This window comes from Bacillus sp. ok061 (assembly GCF_900108285.1).
Classification (GTDB): Bacteria; Bacillota; Bacilli; order Bacillales; family Bacillaceae_G; genus Bacillus_A; species Bacillus_A thuringiensis_S.
Genome location: NZ_FNUW01000001.1, coordinates 92,987 through 114,569, shown reverse-complemented (window position 1 = coordinate 114,569; position 21,583 = coordinate 92,987). Strand labels below are relative to the sequence as shown.

Sequence of the window (21,583 nt, the reverse complement as noted above, 5' to 3'; positions counted from 1 at the left end):
AATAGGGGGACATTTATGTTTGTTACTGTCGAGAAAGATGTGCATATTTTTGTGCAAGATGTTAATCCTGGTCCAGGTAGTAAGACTGTTTTCTTCGTTCACGGATGGCCTTTAAATCATCAAATGTATCAATATCAACTCAATGTTTTACCAGAGCATGGCTTTCGCTGTATTGCCATGGATATACGAGGGAATGGGCAATCTGATAAGCCATGGACTGGTTACACCTATGATCGATTAGCCGATGATATCGCAATTGTTCTAGAAGCACTCCAAGTAGAGAACGCTACATTAGTCGGTTTCTCAGTTGGTGGTGCTCTTTCTATTCGCTATATGTCTCGCTATAATGGGCGCCGCATTTCTAGGCTCGCATTAATTGACGCTGTCTCCCCCTCTTTCGTTAAAAATCAAGAGTCCCCTTACGGTGTACCGAAAGAACAAGCAGATGCTCTCATTAATCAAATGTATGCTAATTTACCAAAATTTTTAAATGATGTATCTTTATCCTTTTTCAATAGAAACTTAGGAGCTGCAACCCTTGAATGGTTTTCTTATCTCGGTATGCAGTCCGCTTCTTATGCCCTTATCAAAATTTTACAAGCAGCTGCAAATGAAGATGTAACGAAAGATTTAAATAAAATTAACGTCCCAACAAAAATCTTCCACGGCGTTCACGACCAACTTATTCCTTACAAAAGTGCTGAGCTTACGCAACAACGAATTAAAAATTCTCAGTTACACGCTCTTACAAATAGTGGCCATGGTTCACCAATCGATCAAGCGGATGAATTAAATAAAGAACTGATAAAATTTTCACATGCATAACAACTGCAATACAAGATTGAAAGTTAATATGATTGATTTTTTACAAAACATAAAATTCACATATTTCTCACAAATACACAAATAAAACGATTACATTTTCATATATACTAAATGTACAAGTAATACTCCCTAAACCCAGCTTGTCTGGTTACCCCGTTAAATACTATGAAAAAAGAACTTGTATCGTTATACAAGTTCTTTTTGTTTCTTTTATTAAAAGAGGATTTCTTTGCTATATTGATTTCCAACGAGTAAATCATATTGAAGCATTTTATATTGCTCTAACATTTCTTTTTGTTTCTTTGTTAAATCATTGATTACTTCTCCATTTTTATCAACTTTTAATTCATCTCTAAGCACTGGTATTTCCTTGTAAAGTCCCGATAAAAATTGATAAAATGAGGATTTATTTAATCCTGCATAATCAAAAATAAGATTAGAAAAATAAATTGGGCTTACTAAACCTAAATTATCATTTGGCATATCAAAGTTTGCATACATTAATAGCGGCGTTTGCGCCATCGCTAAACGTTCACTCGGTGTTTTTTCATTCGTTATATACCCATTTTCTTTATAAAAAGATTTATTTGTTCCTAATGATGGAAGGTGATCTCCAAAGAATACTAATAATGTAGGTCTATCTAAATTATCTAGTTGCTCTATTAAATATTGAAGAGCCTCATCTGAACGTCTTAATCCTTCTGTATACGTCTCTAATTCTCCCTTTGATTCTTCATTTTCTAGCCCGCTAATTTCTATTAGGTTTTCACCAAATCGGCCCTCTGTAAAGGGAAAATGATTTTGCATCGTAACTGCATGAATAAATGTAGGTTGTTTTTGTTTCTCTAACTCAGCAATTATCTCTTTACTCATCTCTAAATCACTAATATAATCTCCATCAATATCCACATTTTCCATCGTGTCATCTGCATTAAACTTATCAAATCCTAACACCTTATATACATCATCACGTTTAAAGAATGTGCGTCCAAATGAATGAATTGCACTTGTGTAATAGCCTTCTTTTTTCAACACCGTAGGGATTGATGGAATTTCTTTCTTATTTGTAATAACCTGCTGATATGGTATAGAACCTGGCTTTAACAAACTCATTGAATAACTCGTTAATGCCTCAAATTCAACGTTCGCCGTATTTCCCCCAAATGTAGGAGAAATAGTTTGTCCACCAGGAAAGTTTTCTATATAATGATGTAAATTTGGTACAGGATCTTCACTAAAAGAAAGGTTGGTTACTTTCGTCGGATCCCAAAACGATTCACTCATTACAAAAATAATATTCGGTTTCTCTTTTTTCTTTTGGTTCCCTATATTTCCACTATATTGTTTTTTTATATCGTTTGCTATTTGAAGCATATTTTCTTTAGAATAATTTTTTGGTTTTTCCATAACTGTTGTATCTAAATTGCTAATAAACCCCAGTACAAAACCATTTGAAGCATAGTTCTCATTTTGATTCCACAAAACAAAATCTACACCTGATTTTTGAAATACTTTATTCATAAATGTATTCGCAAAATTACCGTACGCATATAGAACAAAAATAGATCCTATTACTAATAAAGCTCTTATTCCTAGATGAATTTTTACATTTTGAATATACCTTCTCATATATATCCCCGCTACAATACAAGCTACGATACTTACGATAATGATTAAAATATAACCCCAGCTAAAATAGTCCATCACCATCGGTATAACAGATTGCATATGCGTAATTTGTGTGAAATCAGAAGGATATAACGGATCACCTCTGAAAATAAGCTTCAAATAATTCACAATACCTAAAATGACTAACGTACAGCTAGATAAAACCATACTTAGAAAGACCTTACCTATTAAATTATATACAAGAATATATATTGCATAAATTACTACAAAACTTAATATAAACTGCATATTATAAATGTAAATCCAATTCATTGTCTCTATGAAACTCATATTAACTTGCATTACAATATAAAATAATGCTACTGCATGAGCTAGCAAAAATAATATAAAATGCACTCGCAGAGATGCCCTAGGTATAGACATCTCTTTTTTATTGAAATGCGTAATATAAAATGTTATGCCCCATATGAAAATCATCATAACACTTAAAACAAGCTTTTGATTTAAATGATCTTTCATCATGTCTAAATTAAAAACCTTTAAAATCATAAACAGCATAGTTATTACTAATAAAGTCACCATACTACTTATAATGCTAGAAATTAATATACTTCTTTTCGGAAGATGAAAAAGTGTATAACCATACTTCAATTCATTCCCTCGTTTCTATGTCTTAATTTCCCCGCATCGAAAGAACTATTTCTATTAAAATAACATATATTACATATTTCGTCTGCATACTTGCTTCTATCATAAATGTATTGTCTTAATATTTCCTTAATCAACAGTTAAATTTTCCATACAAATTATTCATTCTTGAAAAACTTCATTTTAGCATTCCACTTTATGATATAATAACTATGTTTTGGAAATCATTAATACTATTAAGGGTTTCTCATGAAAATACGAAAGAATTAATAAAAAAGGAGTTGCTCATTTTTGCTTACTAAGTTTAAAAGTTTGCCTAAAGCGGTATATGCAATTTTGGCGCTTTCTTTCCTGTTGCACGTTTTTTGTTTAGTAAAACAGCCAGGATTGGATGGGGAGTTAGTCAAAGTAACATATGGTGCAAATGATGCCTTTAACTATTCGTTAACAGCTGAACAACTATTAAAGCATGGTGTATTTGGTTATGTGTATTTAGAACCTAGTGAAGTTCCAGGAAAAAATGCATATATCACACCAGGTCAGCCATTACTATTAGCTGGCGCTATGATTATTTCTGATATTACATCAATTCCTTACTATTACGTAGCAACTGTTATTAACATGATCATGAACCTTTGTACAGTGCTATTAGTATTCTTAATAGGAAAAGAATTGTTCGAAAAAAACATTTATGGAATTGTTGCAAGTATTTTATACGCTATTTATCCAAGTAACTATACATACTTCCGTACATTGCTAACAGAAGTTCCATCCATATTCTTATTGGCTTTATGTGTATATGTATTTGTTCTCGCATGGAAATACAATAAAGTGAAATTCCATATATGGTTTGGAATTGTCGTTTCAATTTTACTTATGTTCCGTCCAAATCCAGCTCCAATGATGCTCATTCCTGTTCTTGTTGTGTTATTTACATATGGATTTAAAGACTCCATTCGAATCGGATTGTTATGGTTTATCGGACCTTTCTTTATTATTGGCGCATGGGTTGTTCGTAACTATTTAGCACTCAACCAATTTATTTTATTCTCAACCCAAGGTGCAGATCCACTAATTGCCGGTGCAGATCCATTTAATAAAATTGGATATGAAAATATAGTAAATGAAATGAGAGCTAAAGGCTTAGATGACAAAGGTGCATACGCAAAAGAATTAATCAAGAATGGATTTAAGACGGACTTCACTTATTGGTTCTCTTGGTTCACTGTCGGTAAAACAATTGAGTTATTCAAAACAGCTCCTGCTGTAGACCAATACCGTATTCATAACTTTATGCAACTATGTCATAGAGTGTTTATCATCGGCACATTCTTGAGCAGCTTCTGCCTCATGCTAAATTCATTTAAACATAAACGCGTTATGATGCTAGTAGCAAGTTCTATTATTTACATTATCTTCTCAAACTTATTCTTAGCAATTAACCGCTACGGATTTTTCATTAATCCTCTTATGTGCTTAATTCTTGCATACGGATTAATTCACATTGTGCAGAAGCTTCCATTCTTCCGCACTAACCAAGCATAATAAGAAAGAGGTCGGCCACAGATGGCCGACCTCTTTCTTATTACCCAACACTTTGCACACGGCCAATTTGTCCATTCTGTAATCGCACTTTAATTCCATATGTATGTGTTTCTGTATTTGTCAAAATATCTTTCACAACACCACTCACTGTTTTACTATAATCATTATCTAATTGGATAACTACATGTGAACCAACTGAAATTTGTGATCGTGTTGGTTTCCCGCCCGTTATTTGTTTTGTATTTTCTTGCTTTTGTGTTCTCTCTTGTTGTACAGGTTGTTGTTGCTGAGCCTTCTGTTGCTCTTGTTTGCGTCGCTCTTCTTGCTTACGCTTTTCTTCCTCTGCTTTTTGCTCTTCTTCTTGCTTACGCTTTTCTTCCTCTGCTTTTTGCTCTTCTTCTTGTTTACGCTTTTCTTCCTCTGCTCTTTGCTGATCTTCTTGTTTACGTTTTTCTTCCTCTGCTCTTTGCTCTTCTTCTTGTTTACGCTTTTCTTCCTCTGCTTTTTGCTCTTCTTCTTGCTTACGTTTTTCTTCCTCTGCCACTTTTTTATCTTCTTCTATTTTTTGCTCATCTGTTGTTTCTTTTACTTTTTCTTCCTCACCTTTACAAGCACTTAAAGCAATTACACATAAGCCCATAAGTACAGAAAATAATACTTTTTTCAACATGAAAAATCCTCCTATATATATTACAAATTAATAACTTTCATAGCATAACAAAAGTATATATATTCTTTTGTAAAAATTTGTCGTATATATTATTTTCCTTATATAACAATACAAAACTACACTTAGAAAGAGGAGATTTCTGATATGAATAAACAAATTCTAAAATCATTTTCACAAGCGCTGTTTTTCTTATAGACGCAAGTTTTTGACAACTATTACTATAAAAAAGAACCTTCCACAAGACAGGTTCTTTTCGTTATTTTATGATAAAAGAGAAAATGATTAGCATGTGTATTATATAAAAGGAAGCAGCCATATTTTCCATACGATACATACGAGTACTATAACTACAAAATCAAAAAAATCTAATCTCGGACCTTTTTTCATATTCATATGTAGCCACATATGAAACCATTTTATTTTCGTATATTTATGAATGTTTTTCTTTGCAAATCGGTAAATAAGCATTTGCATGATAAAAAATCCGGCCACAAAAATAAATAATAAGATGAGAAATCCAATCACAAAATTCCTCCTATTTTTGTAGCGTTTTTTCTACTATCCGATTTTTCAAAACCCACTCTTCAAACTGGGCACTTCCAAATTCCCAGCTAAGATCGCGAGCATGTACAGAAAAAACGTAATGACCAGCATATTCGTCCATAAACCTCCCTAACTCTACATCGTCTTTCTGAATACCGTATACTCCAAAATTAAAATACACATCCCATACGTCTTCATTCTTCCTCTTATAAGCAATCGATTCCATGTCACATTCTGTCCCAAAATAATCAAGATGTAAATGTACGCTATCATCGTATTCGTACTCCATTTTATCACCCCTTATATTTGTACTTCTTTACCATCCAAAAAATTCCTGCTATCTACACTCACATATAGGCACTTACCTACATATCATGCTTGTAGAGTGACTTCTAGGAGGTGTTATATAATGAAAAAATTAATCGTGATTTTTTGCATCATGTTACTAGCTGTTTTTACTTTTGCTGCTTGTAGTAATAAAAAAGAAGGTACGAAAGAACAAACTCAAAACATTCGTGTCGGCGAAGTTACCCATTCTCTCTTCTACGCCCCGTTATATGTCGGAATTGAAAAAGGATTTTTTAAAGATGAAGGACTAGATATTGACCTACAAACAACAGCTGGTGGCGATAAAACGATGACCGCCCTATTATCTGGCGGAATTGATATTGCTCTGGTCGGTTCTGAAACGTCTATTTACGTTCATCAACAAGGAGCGAAAGACCCTATCATTAACTTTGCACAGCTTACACAAACAGATGGGACATTTTTAGTTTCACGTAAAAAACTAGACTCTTTTAATTGGAATGAAGTAAAAGGTGTTACATTTTTAGGACAGCGTAAAGGCGGCATGCCGCAAATGGTCGGGGAATACGTTTTAAAGAAAAATGGCATTGATCCTCATAAAGATACAAACTTAATTCAAAATATCGAGTTTGCTAACATTGCAAATGCCTTCGCATCTGGTACTGGAGAGTTTGTGCAGCTCTTTGAACCGACTGCAAGTATACTTGAGAAAGAAGGTAAAGGTTATATCGTCGCTTCATTCGGAAATGAATCTGGTACTGTTCCTTATACAACGTTCATGGCAAAAGAAAGTTTCTTAAAGAAAGATAAAGCTGCAGCTGAAAAGTTCACACGTGCTCTCTATAAAGCACAGCAATGGGTTGATACACATAGTCCAGAAGAGATCGCTGATGCTGTTTCCCCATTATTTAAAGACACTTCAAAAGACATAACAGTCAAAGTAATTGAACGGTATAAAAAGCAGCATTCTTATGCGACAAATCCACTACTAGATGCGGAAGAATGGAAACAGCTCCAAACTATTATGAAAGACGCTGGCGAATTACAAAAAGAAGTCCCACATGAAGCGCTCGTCAATACAAAAATTGCCGAAAGCGTTATTAAGAAATAGAGGCGAAGTGTATGAGTTTTTTACAAATACGTAACGTTTCCCACTGCTTTTTTGCAAAAGAGAATGCCAAACTTATTCTCGAAGATATGAGCTTACAAGTGGAAGAAGGCGAATTTATTTCTATACTTGGTCCAAGTGGTTGCGGTAAAACAACGCTCCTCTCAATCATTGCTGGACTACTTGATCCAATTGACGGTATCGTCTTTTTAGATGGTGAACCGATTACAACGAAAACTTCATCTATGGGATATATGTTGCAGCAAGATTACTTATTCCCTTGGAAAACGATTGAAGAAAATATTATGCTTGGACTTCATATTCGAAAGATTTATGATGAACAGATGAAAGGGCATACTTTAAATCTTTTAAAACAAGTCGGTTTACATGGGGTAGAAGGACAATATCCTCGTGAACTATCCGGCGGTATGCGTCAACGTGCCGCTCTCGTTCGAACGTTAGCAACTGATCCCAAAATTTTATTGCTAGATGAACCATTCTCCGCACTCGATTATCAAACGAAATTAAAACTAGAAGAACTCGTTTTCAACTTACTAAATAAATATAAGAAAACATCACTACTTGTTACTCACGATATTGAAGAGGCGATTGCGATGAGTGATCGTATTTATTTACTGCAAGCGAATCCTGGAAAAATCGCAAAAACCTTTATCGTCCCGGAAAGTATCCGTTCTTTATCACCGTTAGAAGCACGCCATCACTACGATTTCCCAGCCCTCTTTCAAGATATATGGAAGGAGCTGGAACGACTTGGATAATATAAAACAACTACATGAACAATTTCGAAAGAAAGAACGTAGGCGTGCTTGGATTGCTCGCTCATTACAGCTTTTACTACTTATTCTTTTCTTTGCACTATGGGAAATAGCTAGCAAAAAAGAATGGATCGATCCTTTACTCTTTAGTTCTCCTTCGAGTATTTGGGATCTCTTCTTAACGAAATGGATCGACGGTTCACTTTGGGTCCACATATGGACGACATTGCTGGAAACAGGAGTAGGCTTCATTCTCGGAACGGTACTCGGTGCTATTATTGCCACATTTCTTTGGTGGATGCCACTTCTAGCCCGCGTACTTGATCCTTATCTCGTCGTCCTAAATGCAATGCCAAAAGTTGCACTCGGTCCAATCATCATCGTTATTTTCGGTCCAAACATTTCATCTTCTATCGCAATGGGAGTAATCATTTCCATCATCATTACCATTCTCGTTATTTACAGTGCATTTCAAGAAGTCGATTCTAACTATATAAAAGTGATGGACACATTTGGCGCAAATAAATGGCAATGTTATAAGCAAGTCGTTCTCCCTGCATCCTTTCCAGCAATTATCTCAACGTTAAAAGTAAATGTTGGTTTATCCTGGGTCGGTGTTATTTTCGGAGAACTTCTCGTTTCCAAACAAGGACTTGGCTACTTAATTAGCTACGGATTCCAAGTCTTTAACTTCACACTCGTCTTACTTAGCGTACTACTCACATGTGTTCTTGCAACTCTTATGTATGTATTTGTCGAGGCATTTGAAAAAATTCTAATTGGAAAAAGAAAAAGAAGCTGACTCAAAACAGTGCGCTATAGTCAGCTTCTTTCTTTTACCTTTTATCACACATTTTCGTTTCATTTGTAATGTTTCCATCCGCAACCGTAACTGTATGGAAACAGTCTTTCACACGTACTGTAACGACATTATCTTTTCGATCTATCACATGATAATCATTAAACTTTTCATTCAAAGCACTACGAATTTGCTCCCCTTCAAAAATCGGAAAACCGTGAGACATTACCCAAATGAGACCAGCAACAGCAAGAATCGTTTTCATACGTTTCATTACCTCCTCGAGAGTAAACTTATAGTCCCTACAACACGCGCATTATAATTGTGTCTAAATTGTGACATTTTTATACTAATTCTATTTTATACCGCCAGTTCCTTCTTCTTTTTAATAAAAATACAGAATTTTCAATTTTATCAACATAAAAAAAACGCAAAGAATTAAAAATTCTTCACGCTTTACTCTAACGAAACTATATCGAACGCATAACTCACATTAGTCTCCACTTTGTTGTTCTATCGTTTTCGAAACATCATATAATCCTGACAGCACTTCCGCTCTCATTTTTACAAGCTCAGGGAACTGATAGAAGAAAGCAATTTTCTTATATTTTAACTCTGTTCCTTCTTTCACTTTTTTTGAATCTTGTAAAATGAACGCTGTAAATGTATCTGCGATATCTTCCGTTACATTTGTTGTTCCATACAGCGATACAAACTCATCATGCTTTTCTTTATAAAATTTAATTTGTGCCTCTTCACTTTCTTCTACTTTCTTTTCTGTCCACTCTTGCTCAATTGGTTTCCAAAATTCATCATAAAATTGGTTAATATACGAAGTTTTTCTCGCACATCCATTTTTCAAGAACACCGTTTTACATTTATTTCGATATGATGAAATGTCTTTCTCTTCATCAAACGCCTCTAAATATTTCCTATCCACTGGTACTTGTTTATGCCCAATCGTTAATACGTGAGCCGTTTCATGAATTAATGTTTTCATCACTTCATCTATATTCACCCCAGAATCGAGCACATCTAAACTAAGCAACCAATCTCTCGGGTCATCCATACTTGGCATGACATGAGCAACAACGCCGTCATAACCATCCGTTATTAGATCAAACCCTGTTATATTCTCACGATATTTCACTGGAATGAGAGTGCGATACATGTCCCATAAAGTTTCATGATACTCTCTATCTTGCCGCTGGCTTAACAAATCATCTTTTGCTACTTCGTCATCTGCAAAAGCTTTATTCAATCTCTTACGATCCAATTTCTCAAAATAAGGATCTACAATTTCATCATCATCGATATAATAAGAAGCTAAAAAGAAATAATTTTCATCCTCTTCTTTTTTCTGTTCCGCCTCTTTCATATTCATACTTTCATACTCTTCTATGTCATAATCCTCTACTGTTTCAAGTTCTGAAAGTCCCTCTATCTTTTTATATACTTTTTGTAATGTTTTATCTCCTATTTGCGTGCACTCTTCTTCTGTTTTACAAATTTCTTTTTCTTTCGTAACCTCGATAGCACTCTCGCATCCTGCAACTAAACTGCTTGCTATCATACAACACACTAACTTGCCATACAGTTCCTTCATATAATCCCCCATTATTCCATTCTACAAAATATCATAATCATTTTTTTGCGAATATGCGATAATTAATTATAAAAACTGCAAGGAGGCTTCCCATGATTCGTGCAATCTTATTCGACTTAGATGGAACACTATTAGATCGGCGCCAATCTTTAGAACAATTTATTTGTGAGCAATATAATCGCTTCGCCTCACATTTGAAGAGCATAGAGAAATCAGAGTATTGTTCTCGATTTCTTGAACTCGATAATAATGGCTATACGTGGAAAGATAAAGTATATGCTACTCTCCTTTCCGAATACAACATTACTACTTTAACGCAAGAACAACTACTACACGACTATATTACAAACTTCCAACATCATTGTATTCCTTTCAAAAACACGCATGAACTACTTCAACAGTTAAAACAGCGAAACATTAAAATTGGTATTATTACAAATGGTTTTACTGAATTTCAGATGAGCAACCTTCGAGCACTACATATACATACGTATACAAACACCATTCTCGTTTCAGAAGCTGAAGGAATTAAAAAACCTCATCCTGAAATTTTCGAACGTGCTTTGCAAAGACTAGATGTGAAGGCAGAAGAATGTCTTTATGTTGGAGATCATCCAGAAAACGATGTGCTTGGTTCTGAACAAGTAGGGATTCTTGGTGTTTGGAAAAAAGATTCGTTTTGGGGGAATTTTAAGCATTCACGTATCGTAGATGATTTGTTGGAGGTGCTTTCGTTTTTAGAGGTGGAGCTTAAACGGTAAACTGTTGCTTACTTGGTTAATCTATAACTAGAAATTTTTTATAAAACTGTACGTTGATAAGATGTGCTTCCCTTATTTTAGCTTCTATCTCATGAATTTTTTTCTATTCTCTTCCCATTCTTTCTACTTATAAAAAAAGCCTAGCATTTATGCTACGGCTTCCTACTTTATGTTCTTTAAAATGTTGCGTAATCCACAAAGATTTTCTCCTCTTTTATATAAAATTAGGATTAATAGAAGAATCTATATTTATATATTCTTTTTTGCATTGTACGAAACAAAGTCTATAAACATATCCGTAATACCAACTTTAACTTTAATTTTACTTTTCGTTTTTATCATAAAGAAAATTGTATTCCATTACTAGGTGTCATAATTTTACACTGTAGAAATCCATTTCATCTGTAATAGAAAAACCTGCGCTTCTGTATAGACGGATTGCTTGTTCATTATCTGCATTCACACAAATAGAAATTTCTTCTACTTTTACAAAGCTAAATAATTCATACAATCCATAGTTTAAAAGTTTTAAGCCAATCCCTTTATTTCGCACTGAAGGATGGACCGCAATGTATTCTATATTTCCCTCTTTAAATTCCAGGCTCCCTTCAATATAAATATACCCTAACAAAAGGCCTTCTTTCTTAAAAACGAATAATTTATTTTCCTCATTTATTCTATTAATAATTGCTTCTCCACTATAATAAGTATCTGGAAATACTTTATCATGTAACTTAATAAAACTTTCATAAAACCCAGATGTAATTGGTTCTATTACTAAACTAGGATAATACACGAAATTTGAGGGGTGTATTTTTAAAATCACATGTTTTCCTTGTTTATCCACAACTAAATCGTTCATAAATTTTTTTACATTTTTATTTTTCCTATTAAAAAAACCATTAAATGTATGTACACTTCCTTCCAATTTGGATACTCCTATTTTCCACAGCTTTGCTGCTAGTCTTTCCCACTGCTCTTCTTTATGAATAAAAGGTCCCCAAATTTCAGCTGTTTTAGTGTCACTATCTACATCAAAACCAAGTGCTCCAACAATTTCTAAATCCTCATACAGAATAGTAAACGATTTTTCAAAACTACAGTCAGAAAATTCATTTTCTAAAGTGCTTTTTATTTCATCCTTTTGTATCCCACAATAACCAACATGATATTCTGGTATTTGATTTAAAGTCGCAATATAAGAAGCTAATTTAGTTAACTCTCTGTTTTCTCTCTTATACTTAGTCATCTATTCTTCTCCTTTATCTAGTAATGTCCAAATAGACCTTTGTTTTTAGCGATTTTTTCGCATCTCCAAAATACAATTAATCCTATAACTAAATAGATACATGCATTTACTATAAGAAATAATAACTCTGCTCCCCCAATAGAGAACAATGATTTTTTATTTATGGCTATATCCCTAATCAATTGTAACCCTAACATAAACGGACCGTATTTTAGGAAGGGAGCTACCGTTAACGGAATAAATGTCAGACCCATAATAATAAATTGAAATAATTGTAAGATGTAATCCACCTGTTTTAAAATCATTGTAATTCCAGCTATCGCATAACCAATTCCAAATACGCCTATTAATGTAATACATAAAATAGGTAATATAGAAATTAAATCAATATTTAGCCATTGATTTGCTGTTAACATAGCACCAAATAACAAAAAAGATATAGTCACCAAATTAATTAATATTGTGCTTATCATCCTTGTAAGTAATATAAAAGAAAGTTTATACGGTGTTAAATATAGCTGTTCTAATGTTCCCTGTCCTGCCTCATTCGATATCTCCCAACCGATTCCTTGTGTTACCGTTAAAATAAGAAACCAAAAAACATAATTTAAAATTACCAACTGTATGTTATGCTCTATTGTATTAGGATCACCAACTAAAGTTATACCTAAAAAAAATCCAAGAAAAACCAAGTAAAATATAACCAATTCACTTATTGTGTTAGGAAGATAGCGTAACATATTTATACCTTCCCTTCGTAAATTGGAAATAAAGATATTATATAGACCCATATGCCACCTCACCCTTTATTAGCTTCAAAAATACTTCCTCAAAATTAACTTGATCTTTCTCAATAGACTCTATTTCAATATCAAATTGCTTTAGATAATTCATAATAGAATAAAAATCATCATTGCTAGATATTGTTACTTTAATAATATCTTTTCCATCTTTTTCAATTATGTGAATTGAATCATTTAGTTTGTATAGAGTTTGCCTGTATGTTTCTTTTAGATGTATACTGGTAATAAATTGATAGGACTTAACTTGGAATAAATTCATTAGATTCAAAACGGTGTCATTTGTTATAATTCTTCCATTACTAATAATTACAACTCGATCACATAACTTTTGAATTAAATTCATATCATGGGAGCTAATTAATATAGTTTTATTTTCTGTATTCACGATTTCTTTTAAAAATGTTCTTATTTCATTATTAGATTCCACATCAAGTCCGAGAGTTGGTTCATCTAATAATAGAATTTCTGTATCAGCCATAAGTGCAATAATAATAGCTACTTTTTGTTGCATACCACGAGAAAGATTTTTTACAAGTTCATTTTTCTTCTCGTATAATTGGAATCTTTCTAAAAAGTAATCTATTCGAGATTGAATATGACCACGGGATATTCCACGATTCCCCAAAAAATATTCTATATTTTCTTTCACTGTTAGACGCCAATATAAATTACGATTACCTTCTAAAACAGAACTAATATGTTTCAGCGCTTTCTTATTTTTGTGTGTTACAGATATACCATTAATCCTTATATCCCCTTCATTGGTTTCTATAAGACCGCATAGACATTTTATTAATGTTGTTTTTCCAGCCCCATTGATACCTAAGAGCCCAACGACCTCCCCTTTTCCAATATTAAAAGAGATATTGTTTAATACTTCTACTTGTTTATTTCTAGTTTTATACGTTTTTTTTACTTTTATAACTTCTATCATTTTTTCTCCTCACTTTTATGCTTTTATATCCTTTAAATTAATAGGAGTAACTTTGGGATATGCTAATTTTAATTCTTCTAAGTTTTTATATTTAGATATTCTCATTAAAAGATTAATAACATATTCTTTAGTAGGACCTTCTCTAACCCCCATAGCCACTTTAAATAATCCTTTTCCCTGTTTTAAATTTGGAATTATCACCTCAAAACGATGAGTTCTAAACCCAAAACTTGAGCCCATTACAAAGGGGATTTTTTTCCTTTTCGCTTCATAATTTACAATACTAAGTAACCAACCGTAATTTTCCAATGTATCTTCTTTTAAATGAAAAACAACAAAAGGAGCTTTTGCCCAACTTTCTGTAGAAATAAGAGATGGGTATGCAATATTATTAAAAATACCTTTATTACAAATAGATTTTGCTAAATCTTCATTATTCTTAAATACTCTATTACAATAAATAGAAAATCCCTTTCTATTTAAGAAAAATTTATTATCTAATAAAGAAATTTCTTCATAAGTTAGTCCTGTTCCTAATAACGTTCGTACTTTTCTAATATAAGAACAAATATTCTTTGCTGATGGTATTTGATTATTTTCCTTAACTGTATAAACACTTAATAATCCACAATTTGAAAATTCCATACCTTGCTGATCTAACTTCAAACAAGAGTGAATATGTACAAATATTAAATTAGGAATAGCCTTGAGTTTTTCTAACAACTCAATCACTCTTAATGTATTCCCGTTTAAAGTAGTATCTATAATCAAAACCTTTAAATTTTTCGATGTATCCTTAGTTAACTTATCTATAAAGCTAACAAAATTAAACACCTCTAATGACCAGTTATAACGAACCGGCTCTATAAAGAAAAGATCAAATCGACTAATACTTGCTTCAAATTCTTTTTGGGTTTTAAAATTTTGAATTTCAATAGAATCCCTTTTGTATAAATCTAGCAATACACGAGTTTCAAAATAATCTCCCCATGTGCATAATTTTAATGGTTGTTTTTGTGTTGGCTTTGACATTCCAAAAAAACTTTGTAAAAAAGTAGATATACAAGCCATCCCACTTGAAGCGAAAACATGATCACATTCCCATTCATCATGTTTTTCACGATATAAATTAGCTTTTCTTTCTAAATGAACCGGCTCTATGTTTCTTTCATAACTAAAATCTATCTTATTTTGTGAGGGTAAATATTTTACTTCTCCCAGTGGAGGTGACTTCATATGTTTATTAGTAGTAAATTGGACAAATTCCATCCATAAAACTCTTAATTGCATGCTTAAATTTTCCAGATGCATTTCATCTTCAAATGTCCCAATTTTCTTTTCACTAATTTGCCTACCTAAGTGAACTGCGGATTCTAGCCAACCATTTGTTTTTGCTGAGTAAGGATGCCCTTCCATACCTAGAGAAAAATATATTGAAATTAAATCCTCTATTTCTTGTAATAAAACTATATAATTAGAAAATTCAGTTAACACCAACTTCTCTTCCTCCTACTCTATACAATCTATTATTATTAAGAATCCACTCATCTGGTAAGGGAAAACCGTGCATATTTCTAGCCATACTAGTTACATATGCCCCAGCTGGAGCTAATAACACCCGATCCCCAATATCTAAACGTTCATTATAATTTGATTGAATGAATATGTCTTTCTCATAGCAAGTAGAACCACAAATCTTATGCATGTCTTTTATAAGATTATTTGTGTACGTATATACCAAGATAGGCGGAGTCCAATACATTAAATTCCATGCTGAACTATCCAAAGTAACTATCCTATGATTCCCCTCTACGTCTGAAGTAAGCACTGTCGAAACAAGATATCCGCACATGGCCATTAACAACATCCCAGGTTCTATTATTACTTTCACTTGTCTATTTAATAATTTATTTATCCTTTTAATTACACCTTCTAAGATATCCCAGGTTTTTGTAACCTCATTTTCATCAGAATATAAATATGTTAATCCTCCACCAAAGTTAAGAACCTCGACTTCCGGAAACATTCCCACCATTTTTTCCATTCCCAACGCTACTTGCGACATTATATTTGAATTCCTTATCTCTCCCAAATGCACATGTATTTGCTTCACTTTAAGTCCATATTTTTTTAATAACATTTTTATATCTGAAGAAAATACATCAATACCAAAACGACTTTGTTCTCCAAAGGTGGTTTCTAATTCTGAATCTAGTAAATCTAATTTAAACTTAACTCTCAACCCTATCTTGTTTTCAACACTCCCATTTTTCAGCGCTTCTTTAAGTTGTGATACAGTGCTAAAATCTGGGATAATTCCATTTTTGTATAAAACCTCTATTTCATTACTTGAAAAAGATGGAGAGGTAGCGTAGATATGTTGAAATCCGGCACTTTTAGCAACATCTAACTCTGCTATAGACGCAACATCCGCACCAATTCCTAGTTCCACTAAAGTTTTCAATAGAGAAATATTCCTATTTGCTTTGACAGAAAAACAAATATGAGTATTAGGTATTTTACTAATGTTATCCTTTATTTTTTTCACTACATATTTAATTGCCTCAACATCATAAATGATTGCAGGGGTTTGTATATCAAAGTTTTTATTAATTAACAACTGTGGTATTTCTGGATAAATACTCATATTTTCTCTCCATTATATTAGATAATATATTTATGATAATTCTTGAGATAGTAATCCCCTCAGTCTCAGATTCCTCTGGTAATAATTCAACTATATCTAGACCAATAACCTCTACCTGTCCAACTATAAATTCTAATATTTCTATCATTTCATCATAACTAAATCCACCTGGTAACGGCGTCCCTGTAGACTTAATTACCGCTGAATCAAATACATCTACATCAAGTGTTATATAATATTGCAATTCTTTATTTAACACATCTCCAAATTCATTCAAATTATTCAAAATTGATTTTCCAGGCCATTGTTTTACCTTTTCATGTGTTAGCTGATTCTCAACTAACTGTCTAATACCAACTTGAATAACCTCTTCGATACCCTCTTCCTCAAGAACTGCATCTATAAAATTACCGTGGTGTACCGAATCTCTCCAGTTATCCAACTTATTTAATCCAAAATCAGAATGTGCGTCTAATTGAATAACACCTATTTTCTTCGCTCTCACTATTCCTTTTAGGCATGGTAGAGTAATTGAATGATCTCCCCCTATTGTTACCGGAAAAACATTATGATTGACCAAACGAAACACAGTCTCTTCCAACGCATCGAACTCTTTACCATTTCTAGCAAATACAATTGATTGAATATCGCCAATATCCGCCATTGTTACATTTTCAAAAATCCTTTTTCCTTTTATTGGATCATAAACTCCGCATAAGGACCGCGAGTTATGCTGATATACAGCTCCACTTACTTTCCTTAAATATCTTGGTGCAAATCGACAACCTGGTCTATACGTTACATTAAGGTCATATGGCATCCCTATAAAAGCTATATTGCACCATGTTCCATTCATACATTCAGACAGCGTTACCACTTCTGAATTAAACATACCTCCTTTCCCTCCTCTAAAAGTTTCTGCTTCCGGGGTAAACTCTTCAATTATCCCCTGTTCAAGTAAAGAGTTTATCATTGAATCCAATAGCTCACTTGTTAAATCAAACCGATTAAGTAATAATTTATGTGCAGCATCTCTTGTTATTGGCAAATAAAACGCCCTAATACACTCTAAGGAGCTTTGTTCTACATTTATTTCCCAGCCTTCTTTAGAATCCCATAAGGTGAGATAATTTAATTCTTCTTTAATAATTAAACTTTTTTTTACTCTATAATATTTATTCATATCGACTTCCTCCAGAGTGATTAATGCGAATTAATTGATTTTCCAACAATAAATATTCACCTGGCAAAGGTAGACAGTTAAACCTTCTAGAGTTTGTCATGGTATATGCCCCAGAAGCAGTAAACAAAATTTTATCTCCAACATCTAAATTCTCTAATTCAAAATCCATCATATTCCCGTTTATATCTTTCCCAAAAAAGTCCCCTTCATATAAGGTATTTCCTGCAATTAAAATTTTTTCTTTTTTCTTATTCTTCTTATTTAGGCTAATAAGATTAGGTTTATGCCAGGGGGCTAAATTCCAAGCAGAAGAGTCCACAGTAATCACTTTCTTATTAAAAAAGGTATGAAACTCGCTTGCCATCACAGATGTAACTAGATATCCACAACCTGATAATAACGCTCCTCCTGGTTCAAAACGTATATGTATCTTCCTATTATTTTCCTTCTGCCACTTAACTACTTTCTCTTTTAAACTAGAAATAGCTTTCCTAGCCTTTTCACGATCAACATAAAAATGAAACATTCCTCCTCCAAAGTCAAGAACTTCGACATTACTAAGATAACTTGCAACGGCAAATAAATAATCAGCTTTATAGAGCAACGATTGAGGTGTCATTTGTCCAGTATGAACATGTAACCTTGTTATATTTAAATTGAATTTTTTTATATTTTTTTCCAATCTATCATCAAGAATATTTATGCCAAATCTACTATCTTTTCCAAATGTTGCTGCAGACTCAATTTCAGTTGGTAGCGGAATTCTAACTCTAATTCCAACATTCGTATTAGGAAAATGTTCCCCATATAAAATCAACTGTGAAATAGAATCAATGTCTAAAGTAATCCCTTCATTCATGAAAACTCTCATATCCTTCAAACTATAAGCTGGATTTGTCGTAGTTATCTCAGTAAAACCAGCCTTCTTTGCAAGCTCATATTCTCCTAGACTTGCTACATCGCACCCTAGTCCCCATTTCGCATATAAAGATAATAATTCAGGAGTATGTGTAGCTTTTACAGCAAGATTTAATTTTGCATGGGGGAGTTCTTTCAGATCCTCTTGTATTCTATCAACTACATCTTTCATACCAGCATAATCATATATAATTGCAGGTGTATTCACATCGCATGCAACTTCATAAAGCTTAGAGGATGGTTGAGAATATAGCGGCTCTAAAATACTTTCGTTAGATTTTACTTTCACTTTGTTACCTCCCTTTATATTTCTTCAATATCTCATAGATCTCGTTGAATATTATTTTTTATTTTTTACACTTAATTTTTTCTATTAAATCTGATCTGTACGAGGCCTAGAACCTCCCAGCATCGTTAAATCTAAATTAATCCCTGATCCCCCTTGTTTTTCAAAAACAGGAACACCATTAGTTTCTAACTCAATTTCCATTTCCTCTGTAACTTTTAAAGCATTCAATTTATTCTCTAAATCTCTTAAACTCATATTTATCCGCTCCCTTTTCTTTTCAACGAGATCTATCAAACATTGTTACCTATTTGGATAATATATACTCATATTAGCGTTTTCCTTTTTTTGGTTCAATATCCAATATGTTGATAAACATTTTAACTTTTATTTGGTTTATAAGGAAAAAAAATCAAATAATTCAAAAGATATTCCAGTTTTATATTTTATATTACCTTCAATTAAGACTTATCCATGACAGAAAATTCTGTTTTTTATTGAAAAAACAAAATATGTTATAAATAATTTCTTAAATCAAATCGCTCACTATTTTTTATGGCGTAATCTTTTATAATGCCCACAAAAAAAAGAAACCGGCTACTTTACTTCGTAAAACAGCCGATTTCTTCTATATGTTTCATCGTACGCGCTAATACGTCATCGCGCATTATAAAGCTAAATTTTCTATTCGTTTTAATGTTGTCAGGAATGTCTATTAATAAAACAGACCCTTTCGTTTCTTCGTAATGCGTATGTTCTTCTACCGCACTAATTGTTGCAAAATAAATGTTTTTAATGATTATTTTGTCTTTTCCAGATACTTTGTATTGTCCTAAGTAAGTTAAATCAGAAACTATGCCGCCGGTTTCTTCATGAACCTCTCGAACTGCCGCTTCTTCCGGTGTTTCCCCTAGTTCTACTTTACCACCTGGAAATTCAAGACCGCGACGTAAATGATGTGTTAATAACCATTGATCCCCGTACCGGCATACAACCCAAACATGCTTTGGCTCAGGAGAAAATGGATAACGTTCAAACGATAATTGTACAGTGTTGTGGTAATAATCTTTAAATTTGTACATGCCATTACTCCCCTATTGATGGTTACAAGTTTTTCCTACCACAAATTGTAGCATATTCTCGCTTTTCTGCATAATATTATCCAATTACAATCCATTGATTATTCCCATTTGCGCGACTAATTCTTTCGTCTCATGATTTCCTAAATCGTAAATCATTTTATATGCTTTTTGTAGTTGTTCATCATATCGGTCATTATTTGAATCGTGATGATACTCAACAAATGGAACGTGGGAGCGTACAAATGAACCTAAATCTTCTACATATGCTTGATCGAAGTGCTCTCTTAATTCCGTAATTTCCTCATCATTTGCGTAAATTTCAAAATTATACGTATCCGCCGTCTTCACTTGTGAAATTTGACCATTTCCTATTGATATATAATATGTTTTTTTCGTCTCCATGTAACACCCTTCTTTCATCCTTTTAATTTCTATTGTTTTCATCAATTACAAAATTATGTAAAATAAAGAAAAGGAGGGGTTTTATGTTCAAAATATTAATTATCGGTATTATCATCGTCCTACTCATCCTCGTACTCTCCATCATGACAATTAATAAAGGCTATGCTTATAAACATTCCGTCGATAAACTAGAAGATAATCCTTATACAAAAAAGAATAAGGAGGATTCATAGTATGCTTCGTATACTCCGCATCACAATCGCACTCACTGTGATCGTTATGTCAGCAATTGGATTATATACAGGTCAAAATAATTTTCTACCTCTTTCACAATTTCTATTAGGGGCTTTAATGTTTCTCATCGCATTTGAACAAATAAAGAAAAAGGAGTCAGCAACTGGACTTATTTGTATTATTGCCGGTGCTTTCATTTGGATTGTTCTCATTATTACCTACATAAAATAGAGGAGGTCTTTTATGCTAAAAGGGGGACGGATTACTTTATCACTTATTGCTTTATGTATAGCAATCTATAGTTTCTTTACTAGTAATAGAGAAATTATGCCTTATATGTTCATCTTTTTAGGGATGATGGCTTTCGTTATTAGTATAGAGGAAAACTTAAAACAGCAAAAAGGCGGTAGTATACTTGCTCTGTTAGCAGGAGCTGGTGCTTTATTTCTTGGCTTCTCAGAAATATTTCGATAAATAGTCTCTTTAAAGGAGGTATACAATGCTAACTGGATTACGCTATTTTTTCATGCTTCTCACACTCTCTCTTTGCACTTATTCTCTTGCTACCGACAACTTCACACTTCTCCCATACATGCAATTTGCTCTCAGTTGTTTCTTTATTCTTCTAG

Annotated in this window: 25 protein-coding genes; 9 read left to right on the top strand and 16 right to left on the bottom strand. The window is 33.0% G+C overall.

The genetic code is table 11. The features are described from left to right. The first annotated feature begins 15 nt into the window (after positions 1-15). On the top strand, positions 16-825 hold the full coding sequence (locus C4S65_RS00690; RefSeq protein ID WP_086405783.1) for an alpha/beta hydrolase: 810 nt from the start codon (positions 16-18) through the stop codon (positions 823-825). 213 nt (positions 826-1,038) lie between these two features. Here the strand turns inward: C4S65_RS00690 and C4S65_RS00685 are convergent, their stop codons facing one another. Then, positions 1,039-3,105 (bottom strand): LTA synthase family protein, encoded by a 2,067-nt coding sequence (locus C4S65_RS00685; protein ID WP_000873700.1) that lies wholly within the window; start codon positions 3,103-3,105, stop codon positions 1,039-1,041. A gap of 288 nt (positions 3,106-3,393) precedes the next feature. Here C4S65_RS00685 and C4S65_RS00680 point away from each other — a divergent pair, with 288 nt between their 5' ends. After that, complete coding sequence (locus C4S65_RS00680) at positions 3,394-4,647, top strand: glycosyltransferase family 39 protein (RefSeq protein ID WP_000956218.1); 1,254 nt, start codon at positions 3,394-3,396, stop codon at positions 4,645-4,647. A gap of 40 nt (positions 4,648-4,687) precedes the next feature. Here the strand turns inward: C4S65_RS00680 and C4S65_RS00675 are convergent, their stop codons facing one another. From C4S65_RS00675 to C4S65_RS00665, 3 genes are all read right to left on the bottom strand, one after another. Continuing rightward, the gene (locus C4S65_RS00675; RefSeq protein WP_086405782.1) at positions 4,688-5,317 is read right to left on the bottom strand and encodes a YwbE family protein; all 630 of its coding nucleotides are present in this window, start codon (positions 5,315-5,317) and stop codon (positions 4,688-4,690) included. Between the two features lie 294 nt (positions 5,318-5,611). Beyond that, a complete protein-coding gene (locus tag C4S65_RS00670) occupies positions 5,612-5,842 on the bottom strand; it encodes a hypothetical protein (RefSeq protein ID WP_000578981.1) in 231 nt (76 codons plus the stop codon). A 10-nt stretch (positions 5,843-5,852) separates the two neighbouring features. Continuing rightward, positions 5,853-6,149, bottom strand: a complete 297-nt coding sequence (locus C4S65_RS00665) for a DUF3986 family protein (protein ID WP_000455579.1) — start codon at positions 6,147-6,149, stop codon at positions 5,853-5,855. Positions 6,150-6,269: 120 nt separating this feature from the next. Here C4S65_RS00665 and C4S65_RS00660 point away from each other — a divergent pair, with 120 nt between their 5' ends. From C4S65_RS00660 to C4S65_RS00650, 3 genes are read left to right on the top strand one after another with little or no spacing between them, the layout of a single operon-like run. Further along, on the top strand, positions 6,270-7,277 hold the full coding sequence (locus C4S65_RS00660) for an ABC transporter substrate-binding protein (RefSeq protein WP_103945089.1): 1,008 nt from the start codon (positions 6,270-6,272) through the stop codon (positions 7,275-7,277). 11 nt (positions 7,278-7,288) lie between these two features. Next, on the top strand, positions 7,289-8,053 hold the full coding sequence (locus tag C4S65_RS00655) for an ABC transporter ATP-binding protein (RefSeq protein WP_000009030.1): 765 nt from the start codon (positions 7,289-7,291) through the stop codon (positions 8,051-8,053). Then, positions 8,046-8,852 carry an ABC transporter permease gene (locus C4S65_RS00650; RefSeq protein WP_000368771.1) on the top strand — a complete coding sequence of 269 codons (807 nt, stop codon included), beginning with the start codon at positions 8,046-8,048 and terminating at the stop codon, positions 8,850-8,852. The genes C4S65_RS00655 and C4S65_RS00650 overlap by 8 nt, the downstream gene beginning before the upstream one ends. A 34-nt stretch (positions 8,853-8,886) precedes the next feature. Here C4S65_RS00650 and C4S65_RS00645 read toward each other — a convergent pair whose 3' ends face one another. Together C4S65_RS00645 and C4S65_RS00640 are read right to left on the bottom strand one after the other, a co-directional pair. Next, positions 8,887-9,114, bottom strand: a complete 228-nt coding sequence (locus C4S65_RS00645) for a hypothetical protein (RefSeq protein ID WP_000849112.1) — start codon at positions 9,112-9,114, stop codon at positions 8,887-8,889. Between the two features lie 228 nt (positions 9,115-9,342). Further along, positions 9,343-10,455, bottom strand: coding sequence for a recombinase family protein (locus C4S65_RS00640; RefSeq protein WP_142391516.1), 1,113 nt, complete (start codon positions 10,453-10,455; stop codon positions 9,343-9,345). 92 nt (positions 10,456-10,547) lie between these two features. Here C4S65_RS00640 and C4S65_RS00635 point away from each other — a divergent pair, with 92 nt between their 5' ends. Then, positions 10,548-11,216 (top strand): HAD family hydrolase, encoded by a 669-nt coding sequence (locus tag C4S65_RS00635; protein WP_061667123.1) that lies wholly within the window; start codon positions 10,548-10,550, stop codon positions 11,214-11,216. Positions 11,217-11,586: 370 nt separating this feature from the next. On the opposite strand, the gene C4S65_RS00630 is transcribed toward C4S65_RS00635, so the two are convergent. From C4S65_RS00630 to C4S65_RS00590, 10 genes are all read right to left on the bottom strand, one after another. Continuing rightward, the gene (locus C4S65_RS00630) at positions 11,587-12,465 is read right to left on the bottom strand and encodes an N-acetyltransferase (RefSeq protein WP_061667122.1); all 879 of its coding nucleotides are present in this window, start codon (positions 12,463-12,465) and stop codon (positions 11,587-11,589) included. 17 nt (positions 12,466-12,482) lie between these two features. Continuing rightward, a complete protein-coding gene (locus C4S65_RS00625; RefSeq protein WP_224980930.1) occupies positions 12,483-13,205 on the bottom strand; it encodes an ABC transporter permease in 723 nt (240 codons plus the stop codon). A 37-nt stretch (positions 13,206-13,242) separates the two neighbouring features. Then, the gene (locus C4S65_RS00620) at positions 13,243-14,202 is read right to left on the bottom strand and encodes an ABC transporter ATP-binding protein (RefSeq protein WP_061667121.1); all 960 of its coding nucleotides are present in this window, start codon (positions 14,200-14,202) and stop codon (positions 13,243-13,245) included. Between the two features lie 15 nt (positions 14,203-14,217). Continuing rightward, a complete protein-coding gene (locus C4S65_RS00615; protein WP_086405779.1) occupies positions 14,218-15,699 on the bottom strand; it encodes a hypothetical protein in 1,482 nt (493 codons plus the stop codon). Continuing rightward, on the bottom strand, positions 15,686-16,849 hold the full coding sequence (locus C4S65_RS00610) for a hypothetical protein (RefSeq protein WP_061667119.1): 1,164 nt from the start codon (positions 16,847-16,849) through the stop codon (positions 15,686-15,688). Before C4S65_RS00610 ends, C4S65_RS00615 begins: the two co-directional genes overlap by 14 nt. Further along, positions 16,812-18,032 carry an arginase family protein gene (locus C4S65_RS00605; RefSeq protein ID WP_061667118.1) on the bottom strand — a complete coding sequence of 407 codons (1,221 nt, stop codon included), beginning with the start codon at positions 18,030-18,032 and terminating at the stop codon, positions 16,812-16,814. The genes C4S65_RS00610 and C4S65_RS00605 overlap by 38 nt, the downstream gene beginning before the upstream one ends. Then, positions 18,025-19,239, bottom strand: coding sequence for a hypothetical protein (locus tag C4S65_RS00600; protein WP_061667117.1), 1,215 nt, complete (start codon positions 19,237-19,239; stop codon positions 18,025-18,027). The genes C4S65_RS00605 and C4S65_RS00600 overlap by 8 nt, the downstream gene beginning before the upstream one ends. Before the next feature lie 84 nt (positions 19,240-19,323). Beyond that, positions 19,324-19,494: a hypothetical protein gene (locus C4S65_RS34190; protein WP_153577967.1), complete on the bottom strand. Its 171-nt coding sequence runs from the start codon at positions 19,492-19,494 to the stop codon at positions 19,324-19,326. 344 nt (positions 19,495-19,838) lie between these two features. Continuing rightward, positions 19,839-20,318 (bottom strand): antimutator 8-oxo-(dGTP/GTP)ase, encoded by a 480-nt coding sequence (gene mutTA, locus C4S65_RS00595; RefSeq protein WP_103945087.1) that lies wholly within the window; start codon positions 20,316-20,318, stop codon positions 19,839-19,841. An 84-nt stretch (positions 20,319-20,402) separates the two neighbouring features. Then, on the bottom strand, positions 20,403-20,720 hold the full coding sequence (locus tag C4S65_RS00590; protein WP_000448411.1) for a hypothetical protein: 318 nt from the start codon (positions 20,718-20,720) through the stop codon (positions 20,403-20,405). 83 nt (positions 20,721-20,803) lie between these two features. On the opposite strand from C4S65_RS00590, the gene ytzI reads away from it, so the two are divergent. The 3 genes from ytzI to C4S65_RS00575 are packed head-to-tail and all read left to right on the top strand — an operon-like array spanning position 20,804 to position 21,428. Beyond that, a complete protein-coding gene (gene ytzI, locus C4S65_RS00585) occupies positions 20,804-20,953 on the top strand; it encodes a YtzI protein (RefSeq protein ID WP_000472795.1) in 150 nt (49 codons plus the stop codon). Between the two features lies 1 nt (position 20,954). Continuing rightward, on the top strand, positions 20,955-21,185 hold the full coding sequence (locus C4S65_RS00580) for a DUF3953 domain-containing protein (RefSeq protein WP_000944464.1): 231 nt from the start codon (positions 20,955-20,957) through the stop codon (positions 21,183-21,185). Between the two features lie 12 nt (positions 21,186-21,197). After that, complete coding sequence (locus C4S65_RS00575; RefSeq protein WP_000911648.1) at positions 21,198-21,428, top strand: DUF3953 domain-containing protein; 231 nt, start codon at positions 21,198-21,200, stop codon at positions 21,426-21,428. Positions 21,429-21,583: the final 155 nt, after the last annotated feature.